Source organism: Bacteroides uniformis, from assembly GCF_025147485.1.
In the GTDB taxonomy this organism is placed as follows: domain Bacteria; phylum Bacteroidota; class Bacteroidia; order Bacteroidales; family Bacteroidaceae; genus Bacteroides; species Bacteroides uniformis.
The window spans coordinates 1657273-1675129 of sequence record NZ_CP102263.1; the positions used below are offsets into that span (position 1 = coordinate 1657273).

Consider the following 17857-nt stretch of genomic DNA (forward strand, 5'->3'; position numbering starts at 1 on the left):
CTTATTTTTTAAGTTCGGGATAACTGATGCGGGTATGGTATATAGTCTTCAGCTTCTCCTTGAATACGTTCTTCACGGTGGCAATATCCTTGAAGGTGATGGGGCATTCCTTGAAATAGCCTTCTGCCACTTGCGAATCGATAATCTTGTCTACCAGGTTGCTGATGCTCTCTTCCGTATATTCGGGCAGACTGCGTGAAGCGGCTTCCACCGAATCGGCCATCATCAGGATAGCCTGCTCTTTGGTGAACGGGTTGGGACCGGGGTAGGTGAATGCCTCCTCGTTAGGGTCTTCACCGGGGTGCTCGTTTTTCCAGGAGATATAGAAATACTTCGTTTTCCCACGGCCATGGTGAGTGGTGATGAAATCCTTGATTACTTTGGGGAGATTGTTCTTCTCGGCCAGCTTCAGCCCGTCCGTCACATGGCTGATGACGACTTGGGCACTTTGCTCATAGCCCAGATTCTTGTGCGGATTGACTCCACCCGACTGGTTCTCGGTGAAGAACACCGGATTCTCCATCTTGCCGATGTCATGATACAGCGCTCCGGTACGTACCAGCTGGCTTTTGGCTCCGATACGGTTGGCCGCTTCCGCCGCAAGGTTGGCAACCTGCATGGAATGCTGGAAGGTGCCGGGAACTGTCTCGGACATGCGGCGCAGCAGGCTGTTGTTGATGTTGGACAATTCGACCAGGGTGACATTGGAGGTAAAGCCAAACGTCTTTTCCACCAGGAAGAGCAGGGGATAGGTGAACAGCAGCAACACTCCGTTAATGACGAAATAAGTGTACATGCTTCCGTTGATTTTTGTCAAGTCGTTTTCTGTAATCAGCTCGAAAGCAAAGTAGACGGCAGCGTAGGTCAATATGACGAGGAAGGCTGTCCGGAACAGTTGCGACCGTTGTGAAAGTTCCCTCAGACTGAAGATGGCAACCAGTCCCGCCGAGAGTTGCAGAAGAATGAATTCATGCGGATAGCGCAGGCAGATGGAGCATATCAGTATGGTGGTGACTTGTGCGATGAAGGCCGTGCGTGAGTCGAGGAACACCCGGATGATGACCGGCAGCATGGCATACGGGATGATATAGACATTGAATATGTTGTTGGCAACCATGATGGCCGTCACCACGCAATAGAACATGATGAGGGCGAAGAGCAGGGAGAGGCTGCCCTTGCGCTTGTAGTAATCTTTACGGAACAAGTCGAGGTAGAGCATGAAACACAGCATGAAGATACTGACAAACAATACCTGCCCCGCCAGCATCAACCGTTTTTGCCCGATGGACTCACTGCGTTTGATGGATTCTTTCCGTAGACTCTCAAGGATGTTGTATGTCTCCTGGCTGACAATCTCGCCGCGGTCGATGATTTTCTGTCCGCTCAGTACGATGCCGTTGGCCCATGAATAGTTGTCGAGCATCTCCTTCTTAGCGGTTTCGGTCCGCTGCTCGTCATAGGTCAGATTAGGGAACAGATATTCGTTCAGCGAGCATTGCCGTAGAATGTCCGGGCGGTAGTGGGCGGTATCGGCCGTGAGTATATAGTTATAGGCATCCTTCACCGAATATACCTTGTTGATGTCCTGCTGGTTGGCCAGTTTGTCGTTAATGACCATGATGGCGGTTGTGCTGTCCTTATGCAGTTGGTTCAGCTCTTCGGTAGAAACGATGCCGGCGCGATATACTTCAGAGAGTTTCCTTTCCAGAAAGCGGACGTAGTCGGTGGAGGGAAGCAGGCCGCGCAGGTGGGTCTGATAGTCTGCCTTCAACTTGGCGAGCACACTTTTCTCAATGCTTTTGTCCAGCTGGAAATACGGCTGGAAGGCGGCGAGGATACTGTCTTGCTCGCGTTTCACCACTTCATCGGCCTTATAGATGGGGAAGTCGAAGGTGGCCATGAGCTGTCCGTACTTCCAGGGCTTGTCAATGTCGAACTGGTAGTTGAATTTACCGTCACGTGGCAGAAAATAGACAATAATCCCCACAGTGCCGATGAATATCAGTGCTCTGTATAGCAAATCTCTGAGCGAGAACTCTTTTTTTGTATTGAAATAACTCATATCGGCTGAAATTTTTGCGAAAAGTACAAAAAAAAACATTAGTGTGGAAAAAAAGGTTTAATTTTGCCGTCTAAAATATTCATAAGTAAGGTAGATTATGACAGAAAGAAAGGTCAGAGTCCGTTTTGCCCCGAGTCCTACGGGGGCGTTGCACATCGGCGGTGTGCGTACAGCTTTATACAATTATCTCTTTGCGCGTCAGCATGGAGGAGATTTTATATTTCGTATTGAAGATACTGATTCCAACCGGTTTGTACCGGGTGCGGAAGAATATATCCTGGAGTCTTTCAAATGGTTGGGCATCCCGTTTGACGAGGGCGTGAGTTTCGGTGGAGACCATGGCCCGTACCGTCAGTCGGAACGTCGGGAAATATACAAGAAGTATGTTCAGATTCTGCTGGAGGCCGGAAAAGCCTACATCGCTTTCGATACTCCTGAGGAGCTGGAAGCAAAGCGTGCGGAGATTGCGAATTTCCAGTACGATGCTTCTACCCGCATGCAGATGCGCAATTCACTGACCCTTCCTAAAGAAGAGGTAGACGCGCTGATTGCTGCCGGTAAGCAGTACGTGGTGCGTTTCAAGATAGAGCCGAACGAAGATGTGCATGTGAACGACCTGATTCGTGGGGAAGTAGTGATAAACTCTTCCATTCTTGATGACAAGGTTCTTTATAAATCGGCAGATGAACTTCCTACTTACCATCTGGCCAATATTGTGGACGACCATTTGATGGAAGTGTCCCATGTGATACGCGGTGAGGAATGGTTGCCTTCCGCGCCGTTGCATGTATTGCTCTACCGTGCCTTTGGGTGGGAGGATACCATGCCTGCCTTTGCGCATTTGCCCTTGTTGCTGAAGCCCGAGGGTAACGGCAAATTGAGTAAGCGTGACGGCGACCGTCTGGGCTTCCCGGTTTTCCCGTTGGAGTGGCATGACCCCAAGTCGGGAGATGTTTCTTCAGGCTACCGGGAATCTGGTTATCTGCCCGAAGCGGTCATTAATTTCCTGGCTCTGTTGGGCTGGAATCCGGGCAATGACCAGGAACTGATGTCTATGGATGAATTGGTGAAATTGTTTGATTTGAGCCATTGCAGCAAGTCGGGTGCCAAATTCGACTATAAGAAAGGTATCTGGTTCAACCATGAGTACATCATGATGAAACCGGATGCGGAGATAGCTTGTCTTTTCAGACCGGTGCTGGAGTCCAACGGCATAGACGCCTCCAACTATAGCGACGAGTTCCTTACGAAAGTGGTTTCACTGGTGAAGGGACGCGTCAACTTCGTAAAGGAACTGTGGGACCAGACCCGTTTTTTCTTCGTAGCCCCCACGGAATATGCGGCAAAGGATGTGAAGAAGCGTTGGTCGGAAGATACTCCCCGCATCATGACCGAATTGATGGATGTGTTGCGCGGCATCGGGGATTTCTCCTCCAAGCCTTCCGAAGATATTGTGATTGGTTGGATTACTGAGCGTGGCTATCACATGGGAAATGTGATGAATGCCTTCCGCTTGTCAGTGGTGGGCGAGTGTAAAGGCCCGCACATGTTCGACATTGCCGAGCTGATTGGCAAGGAAGAGACGTTGGCCCGTATACAGCGTGCTGTTGATGCTTTAAAGTGAATAAATCTTCTTCATCCTTAATCCATATAGTATGCTATATGACTTGGCAATAGCCATCTACGATATTCTGGTGCATCTGGCTGCTCCATTTAGCCGTAAGCCCCGAAAAATGATGAAGGGACACTGGGTGGTCTATGAACTTCTCCGGCAGCAGTTGGAGAAGGACGTGCGCTATATATGGTTCCATGCCGCTTCTTTGGGGGAGTTCGAGCAGGGACGGCCGTTGATTGAGAAAATTCGTGCCAAATATCCGGATTACGGTATTCTGCTGACTTTCTTCTCGCCGTCGGGCTATGAGGTCCGCAAGAATTATAGGGGGGCAGACGTTGTCTGTTACTTGCCTTTCGACAAGTCCCGCAATGTGAAGAAGTTCCTGGATATCGTGAATCCCTGCATGGCATTCTTCATCAAGTACGAGTTCTGGAAGAACTATCTGGACGAACTGCACAAGCGCCGTATTCCGGTGTACAGCATTTCTTCCATTTTCCGCCGCGGACAAGTATTCTTCAAGTGGTATGGCGGTACGTACAGACATGTGCTGCGCGACTTCGACCATTTGTTTGTGCAGAATGAACGCTCCAAACGCTATCTGGCGAAGATAGGTATCAGCCGTGTCACGGTGGTGGGGGATACCCGTTTTGACCGTGTGCTGCAGATTCGTGAGGAGGCCAAACATCTGCCTTTGGTGGAGCTTTTCAAGAACAACACGATGACTTTCGTGGCAGGAAGCTCCTGGCAGCCGGACGAGGATTTGTTTATTGAATACTTTAACCAGCATCCAGAGGTGAAGTTGGTTATCGCTCCGCACGTTATCGACGAAAACCATCTGGTAGAGATTATCCGTAAACTGAAACGCCCCTACGTGCGCTATACCCGTGCCGACGAGAAGAATGTCCGTAAGGCCGACTGCCTGATTATCGACTGCTTCGGGTTGCTCTCTTCCATCTACCGCTATGGCGAGATTGCCTATATCGGAGGTGGTTTCGGGGTGGGAATCCACAATACCCTTGAGGCTGCAGTTTATGGCATTCCGGTGATTTTCGGACCGAAGTATCAGAAATTCCAGGAGGCCATCCAGTTGCTGGAGGCAAAAGGCGCTTTCTCGGTGAAGGATTATGAGGAACTGAAAACTTTGCTCGACCGTATGCTGACAGATGAAGTCTTTTTGCGCGAATCAGGCATGAATGCAAGCAATTATGTGACCGGCAACGCCGGTGCAACGGATAAGATAATGAGTATGATAAACTTTTAGAAAAGTAAAGAGTGATAAAAGCGATAGGGCGGTAAAGGTGATGGAATGGCATCCCTTTATCGCCCTGCCTTTTTGGGGCGCCTTGTCTCCCTTTATTTGTACCAGTCGGAATACATCAGATAGTTGTGTGCAATCTTCTGGTTCAGCTCCTTGGCCTGCTCCGGATCTACTTTCTTGATGAACTTGGCGGGGACTCCTCCCCAGATGCTTCCCGGCTCGATGACCGTATTGCTCAATACCAGGGAACCAGCGGCGACAATAGCCCCTTCGCCCACTACTGCGTGGTCAAGGATGGTGGAACCCATCCCTACCAAAGCATAGTCCTTGATAGTGGCTCCGTGGATGGTCACGTTGTGCCCCACGGATACGTGGTCTCCTATCTCTATGGTCGATTTCTCGTACAAGGTGTGGAGCACGCTTCCATCCTGGATGTTTACTCCGTTCCCTATGCGGATTGAGTTTACGTCACCCCGCAGCACGGTGCTGAACCAGATGCTGCAATCCCGTCCCGTCTTGACGTCGCCAATGACAACCGCATTGTCCGCCAAAAAACAATTCTCCCCGATTTCGGGAGTGAATCCTCTTACTGATTTTATTAATGCCATTTTTTTAGTGATTAGTGGTTAGGTTACTGCATGCTTCCTTCAGCCATTCCCGTTCTCCTTCGTTCAGGCTTGGCGAAAGTGCCTCGTATACATGCTGGTGATAGTTGTCCAGCCATGCCGTTTCCTCTGCCGTCAGCATCTCTTTGATGATACCTTTCTTGCAGATGGGGCAGAGGGTAATGGTTTCGAACTTCAGGTAATTTCCGAACATGCCTTCACCGTCCTTCACGGTCAGCACCAGGTTTTCCGTGCGTATTCCATGGCTTCCGGCTTTATAAACGCCCGGTTCGTTGGAAGTGACCATTCCCGGCCGTAGGGTTACCGGATTCTCATTCATGCGGATGCTTTGCGGACCTTCGTGCACATTGAGGAAATGGCCTACGCCGTGCCCGGTACCATGCAGGAAGTTCATGTGGTATTGCCATATCGGCATGCGGGCCAGTACATCCAGTTGCGCTCCTCGCGTACCTTCCGGGAAGACAGCCATGGCGAGGTCGATATGTCCTTTCAGTATCAGGGTGTAGTCCGTCTTCTCTTCTTCGGTCAGTTTCCCCAGTGCGATGGTGCGGGTGATGTCGGTAGTGCCGTCCAGGTATTGCGCACCCGAGTCCAGCAGCAGGAATCCCTCGGGTTTCAGTGGCACGTCCGTTGCCGGAGTGGCTTCGTAGTGTACGATGGCTCCATGTTCCTTGTACCCGGCAATGGTGTCGAAGCTTTCTCCCATGTAGAGTGGCTGTGCGGCACGGAATTCGTGCAGTTTCTTGTCTACGCTGATTTCTGTCTCGTTGCCTGCGGGAACGGCCTCCTCCAGCCATTTCAGGAACTTCACCAGTGCCACTCCGTCGCGTTGCATGGCTGCGTGGATGCCGGCTATTTCCCGGTCATTGCGGACCGCTTTCAGCAAGGCTATCGGTGAGCGCTCGTCAAGTACCCGGCAGGAAGGGGGGAGGGCGGAATAAACGGCATAATTCGTCTTTCCCATGTCGAGCATGATGCTGCCGTCCGGTATTCTTGTCACAAAGGATTCGGTGTCCCCATAAGCATGGATGGTGACGCCGGCTTCTTCCAGATAGGCTGAAAGCTCTTCCGTTACTTTCTCGGGCTGGATGAAAAAGTGTGTTTCTTGTTCGTTGATTATCAGGTAGCTTACTACTACGGGGTTGCAATGCACATCGTTGCCGCGTATATTGAGTGTCCATGCTATCTCGTCCAATGCCGACACCAATAATACGTCCGCTTCACTCTTTTTCATCTCCCGGCGGATAGCAGCCAGTTTGTCCGGACAGCTTTTCCCGGCGTATTTCATCTCGTGGATAAAGGCGGGTGCTTCGGGCATGGGAGGGCGGTCTGTCCATATCTCATTCATCGGGTCGGCAATGCTCTTTACGGTGATGTCGTTTTTTGCCAGATCCTCTTGCAGGGCTATGGCTTGTGTGGTGGAAAATACCTTTCCGTCTATACCTACAACTGAATTTGCTGTAAGGTTCTCCCGCAGGAAATCGAGGATGCTGGGCGTTTCGGGTAGCATTTCCTTGTATAAGTCGATGCCGCTGCCTTCCAGCTGCTGCTCGGCTTGGAGAAAATAGCGGGAATCTGTCCACAGTCCCGCCTTGTCGCTGGTGATCACCGCCGTGCCTGCCGAACCGGTGAAGCCTGATATCCATTCTCTTGATTTCCAGTACGGTGCTACGTACTCGCTTAGGTGCGGGTCGGTACTGGGGATAATGAAAGCGTCTATGCCTTCTCTTTTTAACAATGCCCGTAGAGCATCTATACGTTGATTGATTGTCTGAGCCATATTTTTATAAATGTAATTAAGTAGGCGTGTAAATGAGTTTATAATCTCTCCATTCTCTGCTTTCAAAGTTACACATTCTCTTTTAAAAATGTGCTATGCTTCACGGATTTTAGCGGATTGGCTCAATAAAAACATCTTTCCCTTTGCTCATTCGTTTGATAATTAGGAATCATGGGTAATTTTTTTGCAGAAAGTTTTGTGAATAAAGAAAGTATGTGTAATTTTGCCGCTCAATTTAATCGTGAGATTTTTAAACCATTAACATTTAATTAAAAGAAAATGATTGTAGTACCTGTAAAAGAAGGCGAAAACATTGAAAAAGCGCTGAAGAAATTCAAAAGAAAGTTTGAAAAAACTGGCACAGTTAAGGAATTGAGACGCAGACAACAATTTGATAAACCGTCTGTGACTAAAAGACTTAAGAAAGAACGTGCTGTTTACGTTCAACAACTTCAGCAAGTAGAAGATTAATAATTCGTAAATTCCTTTGAATTATTGAATTCTTTTTCATACATTCGTTGCATGATTTTAGATATGTAGCGATATGTTGTTGACAGATTCTTTTCTTGACTATCTTCTGCACGAGCGGAACTATTCCAAAGGTACGGTTGAGTACTATCGGGCAGATATTCTTGAACTGCAGAGGTTTGGAGAAGAAATGTTGGGAGACTTGACTCCATTGGATGTAGATGCGGAACTTGTTCGTGAATGGATTGCTTCCTTGATGGACAAAGGACTTGCTTCTAATACGATAAACCGAAAGCTGAGTTCTGTCCGGACATACTATAAATTCCTTTTGAGGAGAGGCAAGGTCGCGGTAGATCCGTTGCGGAAAGTGACGGGGCCCAAGAAGAAAAAACCGCTTCCGGTATTTCTGAGAGAGGGTGAGATGAATAGGTTACTGGATGATATGGACTTTGGTGAAGGTTTTGAAGGGTGTCGCGACCATATGATTATTGAAATGTTTTATGCTACCGGCATGCGACTTTCAGAATTGATAGGGTTGGATGATAAGGATGTCGATTTTTCGGCTTCTCTCGTTAAAGTGACGGGAAAACGGAATAAACAACGTCTTATACCTTTCGATGAGGAGCTGGGACGCTCGATGCGAGAATATGTCAATGTGCGGAATGAAGCTGTCCCGGTTCGCTCGGATGCTTTTTTTGTCCGGAAGAATGGAAAGAGGCTTTACCGCGGTATCGTAGCATGCCTTGTGAAACGAAACCTTTCGAAGGTAGTGACTGTAAAAAAAAGAAGTCCCCACGTGCTGAGGCACACCTTTGCAACGGCTATGCTGAACAATGGTGCTGATTTAGGCTCGATAAAAGAACTCCTCGGACACGAGAGTCTGGCGACAACGGAAGTTTATACGCATACTACTTTTGAAGAGCTTAAAAAAGTGTATAATCAGGCTCATCCCCGAGCCTAAAGTAAAAAGGAGGTAAGTATGGAAGTAAGAATTCAATCGATTCACTTTGATGCGTCAGAGCAATTGCAGTCTTTCGTTCAAAAGAAAGTTGCTAAGTTGGAGAAATTTTACGACGATATAAAGAAAGTAGAGGTGTCATTAAAGGTAGTAAAACCAGAAACAGCCGAAAATAAAGAAGCCGGAGTGAAAGTATTGGTTCCCAATGGCGAGTTTTATGCAAACAAGGTTTGTGATACGTTTGAAGAAGCAGTGGATTTATGCCTGGAAGCTTTGGAAAAACAGCTGGTTAAGTACAAGGAAAAGCAACGGAGCAAATAATTTTCCGCTAAAATTTTGCGGGTAAAAAATAAATGCCTAAATTTGCAGCCGTTTCGCTCACACTATGAACGTTACGGTTGCATTTTTTAGCTTGCCTCTTTAGCTCAGTTGGCCAGAGCACGTGATTTGTAATCTCGGGGTCGTTGGTTCGAATCCGACAAGAGGCTCGCTCAAGGATGAGTGGAATGAGTCTTTCTTCACGAGGTGGAGATGATATGAGAACGGAAATCGTCCGGGTAAAGTTCACTCTGCGATGATTTAGTAAGGAAAAGAGTTCTTTTTGTAATGTAGGGGCAAATACCAGAGTGGCCAAATGGGGCAGACTGTAAATCTGCTGGCTTACGCCTTCGGTGGTTCGAATCCATCTTTGCCCACAACTCTTATTCTCCTTGCTGTTATAGCTCAGCGGTAGAGCACTTCCTTGGTAAGGAAGAGGTCCCGGGTTCAAGTCCCGGTAACAGCTCACAAAGATGTAAAAGCTGATTATTAATCAAATAAATAACAAGTAAAGCTATGGCTAAAGAGAAATTCGAACGTACCAAACCGCACGTAAACATTGGTACAATTGGTCACGTTGACCACGGTAAAACCACGTTGACAGCTGCTATCACTACAGTGTTGGCAAAGAAAGGTCTTTCTGAATTGCGTTCTTTCGATTCTATCGATAACGCTCCTGAAGAAAAGGAAAGAGGTATCACTATCAACACTTCTCACGTAGAGTATGAAACAGCTAACCGTCACTACGCTCACGTAGACTGCCCGGGTCACGCCGACTACGTAAAGAACATGGTAACTGGTGCTGCTCAGATGGACGGTGCTATCATCGTAGTTGCTGCTACTGATGGTCCGATGCCTCAGACTCGTGAGCATATCTTGCTGGCTCGTCAGGTAAACGTACCGAGACTGGTTGTATTCATGAACAAGTGTGACATGGTAGACGACGCTGAAATGTTGGAACTCGTTGAAATGGAAATGCGTGAACTGCTTTCAGCCTACGAATTCGACGGCGACAACACTCCGTTCATTCAGGGTTCTGCTCTTGGTGCGTTGAATGGCGTTGAAAAGTGGGAAGAGAAGGTTATGGAGCTGATGGATGCTTGCGACACTTGGATTCCTCTGCCTCCGCGTGATATTGACAAACCGTTCTTGATGCCGGTTGAAGACGTATTCTCAATCACTGGTCGTGGTACTGTAGCTACTGGTCGTATCGAAGCTGGTGTTATCCATGTAGGTGACGAAGTTGAAATCCTCGGTTTGGGTGAAGACAAGAAGTCTGTTGTAACTGGTGTTGAAATGTTCCGCAAGTTGCTGGATCAAGGTGAAGCTGGTGACAACGTAGGTCTGTTGCTCCGTGGTATCGACAAGAACGAAATCAAACGTGGTATGGTTCTTTGTAAGCCCGGTCAGATTAAACCTCACTCTAAGTTCAAAGCTTCTATCTACGTTTTGAAGAAAGAAGAAGGTGGTCGTCACACTCCGTTCCACAACAAATACCGTCCTCAGTTCTATCTGCGTACTATGGACTGTACAGGTGAAATCACTCTTCCGGAAGGAACTGAAATGGTAATGCCTGGTGATAACGTAGAAATCACTGTAGAACTGATCTACCCGGTAGCATTGAACGTAGGTTTGCGTTTCGCTATCCGTGAAGGTGGTCGTACAGTAGGTTCTGGTCAGATTACTGAAATTCTTGACTAATAACCAATATAATCTTAATCAGTTCCCGGTATACATCGGGAACTGATTATGTACAAACGGGAGTAGCTCAGTTGGTAGAGCACCGGTCTCCAAAACCGGGTGTCGGGAGTTCGAGCCTCTCCTCCCGTGCTAATATTTTTGAAATGAAGAAGATTGTAGCTTATTTTAAAGAAACTTACGACGAACTTGTTCATAAAGTGTCGTGGCCTACGTATTCTGAACTTACTAACAGTGCAGTAGTTGTTTTATATGCTTCCCTACTAATTGCAGTGGTAGTATTTGCGATGGACTTCTGTTTCCAGCATCTGATGGAATTTGTTTATCCACATTAAAAGTAAGGAGAAATGTCTGAGATTGAAAAGAAATGGTACGTTTTGCGTGCTATTAGCGGAAAAGAAGCTAAGGTAAAGGAATACCTTGAAGCTGATATTAAAAACAGCGACCTTGGTGATTACGTATCTCAGGTATTGATTCCTACCGAAAAGGTATATCAGGTTCGCAATGGTAAGAAAATTGTGAAAGAGAGAAGTTATCTCCCTGGTTACGTTTTGGTGGAGGCTGCTCTGGTGGGTGAGGTTGCTCATCATCTGAGAAATACTCCTAATGTGATAGGGTTCTTGGGTGGTTCGGAAAAACCCGTACCTCTGAGACAGTCGGAAGTGAATCGTATACTTGGTACGGTCGACGAATTGCAGGAATCAGGTGAAGACTTGAGTATCCCGTATGTAGTCGGCGAGACTGTAAAGGTGAATTACGGTCCGTTCAGTGGATTCAGTGGAATCATTGAAGAAGTGAACACCGAGAAGAAGAAACTGAAGGTCATGGTCAAGATATTCGGACGGAAGACTCCGCTCGAATTGGGCTTTATGCAAGTTGAAAAAGAATAGTGCAGGTGTTACGCTGTAGTATTCTTCATTAATGTTTATATATATAAATCAATTAGAAAATGGCTAAAGAAGTTGCTGGACTAATCAAATTACAGATTAAAGGAGGCGCGGCAAATCCATCACCCCCAGTAGGACCTGCATTGGGTTCCAAGGGTATCAATATCATGGAGTTTTGCAAGCAATTCAACGCCAGAACCCAAGACAAAGCAGGAAAGATTCTTCCTGTGATTATCACTTACTACGCAGACAAGTCTTTCGATTTTGTAATCAAGACTCCTCCCGTGGCTATCCAGTTGTTGGAAGTGACGAAGCAAAAGAGTGGTTCTGCTGAGCCTAACCGTAAGAAAGTTGCCGAGATTACTTGGGAACAGGTTCGTACGATTGCTCAGGACAAAATGGTTGACTTGAACTGTTTCACTGTAGAAGCTGCCATGAAAATGGTTGCCGGTACAGCTAGAAGTATGGGTATCGCTGTAAAAGGGGAGTTCCCGGTTAATAATTAATAAACTTCAATTAGAATGGGTAAACTGACAAAAAATCAAAAGTTGGCTGCAGAAAAAATTGAAGCAGGGAAAGCATACTCTCTCAAGGAAGCTGCTCAGTTGGTAAAGGAAATCACTTATACCAAGTTTGACGCTTCTCTGGATATCGACGTACGTTTGGGCGTTGACCCGCGTAAGGCCAACCAGATGGTGAGAGGTGTTGTATCACTTCCTCACGGTACTGGTAAGGTTGTACGCGTTTTGGTGCTTTGTACACCAGATGCTGAAGCTGCTGCAAAAGAAGCCGGAGCTGACTATGTTGGTCTTGACGAATATATTGAAAAGATCAAAGGTGGATGGACTGATATTGATGTGATTATCACTATGCCGTCCATCATGGGTAAGATTGGTGCACTCGGTCGTGTGCTCGGTCCTCGTGGATTGATGCCTAACCCCAAGAGTGGCACTGTAACTATGGATGTTGCTAAAGCTGTAAGAGAAGTAAAACAAGGCAAAATCGACTTTAAGGTTGACAAGAGCGGTATTGTTCATACTTCTATCGGTAAAGTTTCATTTAGCGCTGAGCAAATTCGCGACAATGCGAAAGAATTCATCTCTACTTTGAATAAATTGAAACCGACTGCAGCCAAGGGTACATATATTAAGAGTATTTATCTTTCTAGCACGATGAGTGCGGGCATCAAGATTGACCCGAAAACAGTAGAAGAAATCTAATAAAACGGAGTAATAATGAGAAAGGAAGATAAAAGTACGATTATTGAGCAGATTGCTGCTACAGTGAAGGAATACGGTCACTTCTATTTGGTGGATACCACTGCCATGAATGCTGCTACAACCAGCATGTTGAGAAGAGAATGTTTCAAGGCTGACATCAAATTGATGGTAGTTAAGAATACATTGCTTCACAAGGCATTGGAGAGCCTGGAAGAAGACTTTTCTCCGCTTTATGGTTCTCTGAAAGGTACAACTGCCGTAATGTTCAGCAACGTTGCTAACGCTCCGGCCAAGTTGATTAAAGATAAGGCTAAGAACGGTATTCCCGGACTGAAGGCTGCATATGCAGAAGAAAGCTTCTATGTTGGTGCTGACCAGTTGGATGCTCTCGTAAGTATCAAGAGTAAGAATGAAGTTATTGCCGATATCGTTGCATTGCTGCAGTCACCGGCCAAGAATGTTATTTCTGCTCTGCAATCAGGTGGTAACACCCTCCACGGAGTTCTCAAGACTCTTGGTGAACGTCCCGAAGCGTAAATTTCGGAAAAAGAATTATATCAATTTATTTAGTATTTAAACAATTAAAAATCATACAAAAATGGCAGATTTGAAAGCTTTTGCAGAACAATTAGTTAACTTGACAGTAAAAGAAGTTAATGAACTTGCAACAATCCTGAAAGAAGAATATGGTATTGAACCTGCTGCTGCAGCTGTAGCTGTTGCTGCTGGTCCTGCAGCCGGTGGTGCTGCTGCCGCAGAAGAAAAGACTTCTTTCGACGTAGTATTGAAGAGCGCTGGCTCAGCTAAACTTCAGGTAGTTAAAGCCGTTAAGGAAGCTTGCGGTCTTGGCTTGAAGGAAGCTAAGGACATGGTAGACGGTGCTCCTAGCGTAGTAAAAGAAGGTTTGGCTAAGGACGAAGCAGAATCATTGAAGAAAACATTGGAAGAAGCTGGAGCTGAAGTTGAACTTAAATAACATTAGCCTGTAAATCAGGTAATTCGGTTAGGAACCCTTCGTGAAAAGGGTTCTTAACCTTTTTGTGTATATATTTAAAATTAAGTTCTACAAATCCATTAACAGATGTCTTCAAATACTGTAAATCAAAGAGTTAATTTTGCTTCGACTAAGAATCCGCTTGAATATCCGGATTTTCTGGAAGTACAATTGAAGTCATTCAAAGACTTTCTACAACTGGACACCCCACCCGAGAAACGTAAGAACGAGGGACTGTATAAAGTATTTGCTGAAAACTTCCCCATTGCCGATACAAGAAATAATTTTGTTCTTGAGTTTTTGGACTACTATATTGATCCGCCGCGCTATACCATTGATGAATGTATAGAGCGAGGGCTTACATATAGCGTGCCTTTGAAGGCAAAATTGAAATTATATTGTACCGACCCCGACCACGAAGATTTTGACACGGTCATTCAGGACGTGTTCCTCGGTCCTATTCCTTACATGACGGATAAGGCAACATTCGTCATCAACGGTGCGGAACGTGTGGTTGTATCCCAGCTTCACCGTTCACCGGGCGTATTCTTCGGACAGAGCGTACATGCCAACGGTACCAAGTTGTACTCAGCCCGTATCATCCCGTTCAAGGGTTCGTGGATTGAGTTTGCCACCGACATCAACAACGTCATGTATGCGTACATTGACCGTAAGAAGAAATTGCCGGTTACCACTTTGCTGAGAGCCATCGGATTTGAGAATGACAAGGACATTCTCGAGATTTTTAATTTGGCGGAAGACGTGAAGGTGAACAAGACGAACCTCAAGAAGATGGTGGGACGTAAGTTGGCCGCACGTGTGTTGAAAACATGGATTGAGGATTTTGTAGACGAAGATACCGGTGAAGTTGTTTCCATCGAGCGTAACGAAGTCGTTATTGACCGTGAAACTGTAATCGAGCCGGAACATGTTGACATTATATTAGAGTCGGGCGTTCAGAATATCCTCGTACACAAGGAAGAACCGAACCAGTCTGACTATTCTATCATATATAATACTCTGCAGAAGGATCCGAGTAACTCGGAAAAAGAAGCTGTACTCTACATCTACCGCCAGTTGCGTAATGCAGACCCTGCCGATGATGCCAGTGCACGCGAGGTTATCAATAACCTGTTCTTCTCAGAGAAGAGATATGACCTGGGTGATGTAGGCCGTTATCGTATCAACAGAAAGTTGAACTTGACGACCGATATGGACGTGCGTGTCCTTACCAAGGAAGATATTATCGAAATTATCAAATATCTCATCGAGTTGATTAACTCGAAAGCGGATGTGGACGATATCGACCACTTGAGCAACCGTCGTGTGCGTACAGTGGGCGAACAGTTGTCCAATCAGTTTGCCATCGGTCTGGCACGTATGTCGCGTACTATCCGCGAGCGTATGAACGTCCGTGACAATGAAGTCTTTACTCCGATTGACCTGATTAACGCCAAGACAATCTCTTCCGTTATCAATTCATTCTTTGGAACGAATGCTTTGTCACAGTTCATGGACCAGACCAACCCGCTGGCCGAGATTACTCACAAACGCCGTATGTCTGCCCTGGGTCCCGGCGGTCTGTCACGCGAGCGTGCAGGCTTCGAGGTTCGTGACGTACACTATACTCACTACGGACGTCTTTGTCCTATCGAGACTCCTGAAGGTCCGAACATCGGTTTGATTTCTTCACTCTGTGTGTTCGCGAAAATCAACGAGCTTGGCTTCATTGAAACTCCGTACCGCAAGGTGGCAGAGGGTAAGGTTGATCTTTCTGACGAAGGTTTGGTTTACCTCACCGCAGAAGAAGAGGAAGCCAAGATTATTGCTCAGGGTAATGCTCCTTTGAACGATGACGGTACTTTTGTACGTGATAAAGTAAAATCCCGTCAGGATGCCGACTATCCGGTGGTTCCTCCTTCCGAGGTGGAATTGATGGACGTATCTCCCCAGCAGATTGCTTCTATTGCGGCTTCTTTGATTCCGTTCTTGGAGCATGATGACGCCAACCGTGCATTGATGGGATCAAACATGATGCGCCAGGCTGTTCCTTTATTGAAGAGCGAAGCTCCGATTGTAGGTACCGGTATCGAACGCCAGCTGGCACGCGATTCTCGTACGCAGATTACTGCCGAGGGTGACGGTGTGGTTGAATTCGTGGATGCAACGACTATCCGTATTCTGTACGACCGTACGGAGGAGGAAGAGTTCGTAAGCTTCGAGCCTGCATTGAAAGAATATAATATCCCGAAGTGGCGCCGTACCAACCAGAATATGACGATTGACCTCCGTCCGATTTGCGAGAAGGGTCAGCGCGTGACTGCAGGTCAAATCCTGACGGAAGGTTATTCAACCGAAGACGGAGAACTTGCACTGGGTAAGAACCTGCTGGTTGCTTACATGCCGTGGAAGGGCTATAACTATGAGGATGCTATCGTACTGAATGAACGTGTGGTTCGTGAGGACCTTTTGACCTCTGTACACGTAGAAGAATATTCTTTGGAAGTTCGCGAAACGAAGCGTGGTATGGAAGAGTTGACCTCTGACATTCCTAACGTAAGTGAGGAAGCGACTAAAGACCTTGACGAAAACGGTATTGTTCGTGTGGGTGCCCGCATCGAACCGGGTGATATCCTTATCGGTAAGATTACTCCGAAGGGTGAATCGGATCCTTCTCCGGAAGAGAAACTGCTCCGTGCCATCTTCGGTGACAAGGCCGGTGATGTGAAGGATGCTTCTTTGAAAGCCTCTCCTTCTTTGAAGGGTGTTGTTATCGGTAAGCGTCTGTTCTCCCGTGTTGTCAAGACCCGCAGCTCCAAGCTGGCCGACAAGGCTCTGTTACCGAAGATTGACGATGAGTTCGACGCTAAGATTGGTGACCTCAAGAAAGTGTTGATAAACAAGCTGTTGAAGCTTACAGAAAATTATACATCGGAAGGTGTGAAGGATTACATGGGTGCCGACATTATTTCCAAAGGCGCCAGATTCTCTGCTTCCGACTTCAGCGATTTGGACTTCACCGCTGTTCAGTTGAGCAACTGGACGAAGGATGAACATACCAACGGACTGATTCGTGCATTGGTGATGAACTTCATCAAGAAGTACAAGGAACTCGATGCCGAGCTGAAACGCAAGAAGTTCGCCATCACTATCGGTGACGAGTTGCCCGCAGGTATCATTCAGATGGCCAAGGTATACATTGCCAAGAAACGTAAGATTGGTGTCGGTGACAAGATGGCCGGTCGTCACGGTAACAAGGGTATTGTTTCCCGTGTGGTACGCCAGGAAGACATGCCGTTCCTTGCTGACGGTACTCCGGTAGACATCGTGCTGAATCCGTTGGGTGTGCCTTCACGTATGAACATCGGTCAGATATTCGAGGCCGTTCTCGGGCGTGCCGGAAAAAACCTGGGCGTGAAGTTTGCCACTCCTATCTTTGACGGTGCATCTTTGGACGATTTGAACGAATGGACCGATAAGGCCGGCTTGCCTCGCTACGGCAAGACAACGCTGTATGATGGTGGTACCGGTGAAGCATTCGAGCAGCAGGCTACGGTAGGTGTGACTTACATGCTGAAGCTCGGTCACATGGTTGAAGACAAGATGCACGCACGTTCCATCGGTCCGTACTCACTCATTACGCAACAGCCGTTGGGTGGTAAGGCACAGTTCGGTGGTCAGCGTTTTGGAGAAATGGAAGTTTGGGCACTCGAAGCGTTCGGTGCCGCACACATTCTGCAGGAAATCCTGACTATCAAGTCTGATGACGTTGTAGGACGTTCCAAGGCTTATGAAGCAATCGTGAAGGGTGAACCGATGCCTGCTCCGGGTATCCCCGAGTCACTGAACGTATTGCTGCACGAGTTGAGAGGTTTGGGCTTGAGCATCAACTTAGAATAATGGATAATTGATAATTGAGAGTGGATAATGCAAGTTACCATTCTCAATTATCGGTTTTCAGTTTTTCAATTTC

16 protein-coding genes and 4 tRNA genes are annotated in these 17857 nt (G+C 47.0%); 17 read left to right on the forward strand and 3 right to left on the reverse strand.

Features of this window, described 5'->3' with window-relative positions:
* Position 1: 1 nt before the first annotated feature.
* Positions 2-2062 carry an HD family phosphohydrolase gene (locus NQ510_RS06180; RefSeq protein ID WP_009037308.1) on the reverse strand — a complete coding sequence of 687 codons (2061 nt, stop codon included), beginning with the start codon at positions 2060-2062 and terminating at the stop codon, positions 2-4.
* A 97-nt stretch (positions 2063-2159) separates the two neighbouring features.
* Between NQ510_RS06180 and gltX the strand changes: the two genes are divergently transcribed.
* Both gltX and NQ510_RS06190 read left to right on the forward strand, forming a co-directional pair.
* Positions 2160-3686: a glutamate--tRNA ligase gene (gltX, locus tag NQ510_RS06185; RefSeq protein WP_005825740.1), complete on the forward strand. Its 1527-nt coding sequence runs from the start codon at positions 2160-2162 to the stop codon at positions 3684-3686.
* A gap of 31 nt (positions 3687-3717) precedes the next feature.
* A complete protein-coding gene (locus NQ510_RS06190; protein WP_005825739.1) occupies positions 3718-4938 on the forward strand; it encodes a 3-deoxy-D-manno-octulosonic acid transferase in 1221 nt (406 codons plus the stop codon).
* Between the two features lie 92 nt (positions 4939-5030).
* Here the strand turns inward: NQ510_RS06190 and NQ510_RS06195 are convergent, their stop codons facing one another.
* Both NQ510_RS06195 and NQ510_RS06200 read right to left on the reverse strand, forming a co-directional pair.
* Entirely contained in the window at positions 5031-5543 is a 513-nt protein-coding gene (locus tag NQ510_RS06195) for a gamma carbonic anhydrase family protein (RefSeq protein ID WP_005825738.1), read from the reverse strand.
* A 4-nt stretch (positions 5544-5547) separates the two neighbouring features.
* A complete protein-coding gene (locus tag NQ510_RS06200) occupies positions 5548-7341 on the reverse strand; it encodes an aminopeptidase P family protein (RefSeq protein ID WP_008661879.1) in 1794 nt (597 codons plus the stop codon).
* A gap of 279 nt (positions 7342-7620) precedes the next feature.
* Between NQ510_RS06200 and rpsU the strand changes: the two genes are divergently transcribed.
* The 15 genes from rpsU to rpoB all read left to right on the forward strand — a co-directional run bounded on the left by rpsU (position 7621) and on the right by rpoB (position 17784).
* Complete coding sequence (gene rpsU / locus NQ510_RS06205; RefSeq protein WP_005825735.1) at positions 7621-7812, forward strand: 30S ribosomal protein S21; 192 nt, start codon at positions 7621-7623, stop codon at positions 7810-7812.
* Between the two features lie 73 nt (positions 7813-7885).
* Complete coding sequence (locus tag NQ510_RS06210) at positions 7886-8770, forward strand: tyrosine recombinase XerC (RefSeq protein ID WP_005825733.1); 885 nt, start codon at positions 7886-7888, stop codon at positions 8768-8770.
* An 18-nt stretch (positions 8771-8788) separates the two neighbouring features.
* Complete coding sequence (gene hpf, locus NQ510_RS06215) at positions 8789-9088, forward strand: ribosome hibernation-promoting factor, HPF/YfiA family (RefSeq protein ID WP_005825731.1); 300 nt, start codon at positions 8789-8791, stop codon at positions 9086-9088.
* A 93-nt stretch (positions 9089-9181) separates the two neighbouring features.
* A tRNA-Thr gene (locus tag NQ510_RS06220) sits at positions 9182-9255 on the forward strand.
* 124 nt (positions 9256-9379) lie between these two features.
* A tRNA-Tyr gene (locus tag NQ510_RS06225) sits at positions 9380-9462 on the forward strand.
* Between the two features lie 17 nt (positions 9463-9479).
* Positions 9480-9551 (forward strand) — tRNA-Thr (locus NQ510_RS06230).
* Positions 9552-9601: 50 nt separating this feature from the next.
* Positions 9602-10786 (forward strand): elongation factor Tu, encoded by a 1185-nt coding sequence (gene tuf / locus NQ510_RS06235; RefSeq protein WP_005825727.1) that lies wholly within the window; start codon positions 9602-9604, stop codon positions 10784-10786.
* 56 nt (positions 10787-10842) lie between these two features.
* A tRNA-Trp gene (locus tag NQ510_RS06240) sits at positions 10843-10915 on the forward strand.
* A gap of 14 nt (positions 10916-10929) precedes the next feature.
* Positions 10930-11118 (forward strand): preprotein translocase subunit SecE, encoded by a 189-nt coding sequence (secE, locus tag NQ510_RS18875; protein ID WP_005825726.1) that lies wholly within the window; start codon positions 10930-10932, stop codon positions 11116-11118.
* 12 nt (positions 11119-11130) lie between these two features.
* Positions 11131-11673, forward strand: coding sequence for a transcription termination/antitermination protein NusG (gene nusG, locus NQ510_RS06245; protein WP_005825724.1), 543 nt, complete (start codon positions 11131-11133; stop codon positions 11671-11673).
* Positions 11674-11732: 59 nt separating this feature from the next.
* On the forward strand, positions 11733-12176 hold the full coding sequence (gene rplK / locus NQ510_RS06250) for a 50S ribosomal protein L11 (RefSeq protein ID WP_005825722.1): 444 nt from the start codon (positions 11733-11735) through the stop codon (positions 12174-12176).
* A gap of 15 nt (positions 12177-12191) precedes the next feature.
* Positions 12192-12890 (forward strand): 50S ribosomal protein L1, encoded by a 699-nt coding sequence (rplA, locus tag NQ510_RS06255; protein WP_005825721.1) that lies wholly within the window; start codon positions 12192-12194, stop codon positions 12888-12890.
* A gap of 15 nt (positions 12891-12905) precedes the next feature.
* Positions 12906-13427: a 50S ribosomal protein L10 gene (rplJ, locus tag NQ510_RS06260; RefSeq protein ID WP_005825719.1), complete on the forward strand. Its 522-nt coding sequence runs from the start codon at positions 12906-12908 to the stop codon at positions 13425-13427.
* Positions 13428-13488: 61 nt separating this feature from the next.
* Positions 13489-13866 carry a 50S ribosomal protein L7/L12 gene (rplL, locus tag NQ510_RS06265; RefSeq protein WP_004291279.1) on the forward strand — a complete coding sequence of 126 codons (378 nt, stop codon included), beginning with the start codon at positions 13489-13491 and terminating at the stop codon, positions 13864-13866.
* A gap of 105 nt (positions 13867-13971) precedes the next feature.
* Positions 13972-17784, forward strand: a complete 3813-nt coding sequence (rpoB, locus tag NQ510_RS06270; protein ID WP_005825717.1) for a DNA-directed RNA polymerase subunit beta — start codon at positions 13972-13974, stop codon at positions 17782-17784.
* Positions 17785-17857 lie beyond the last annotated feature (73 nt).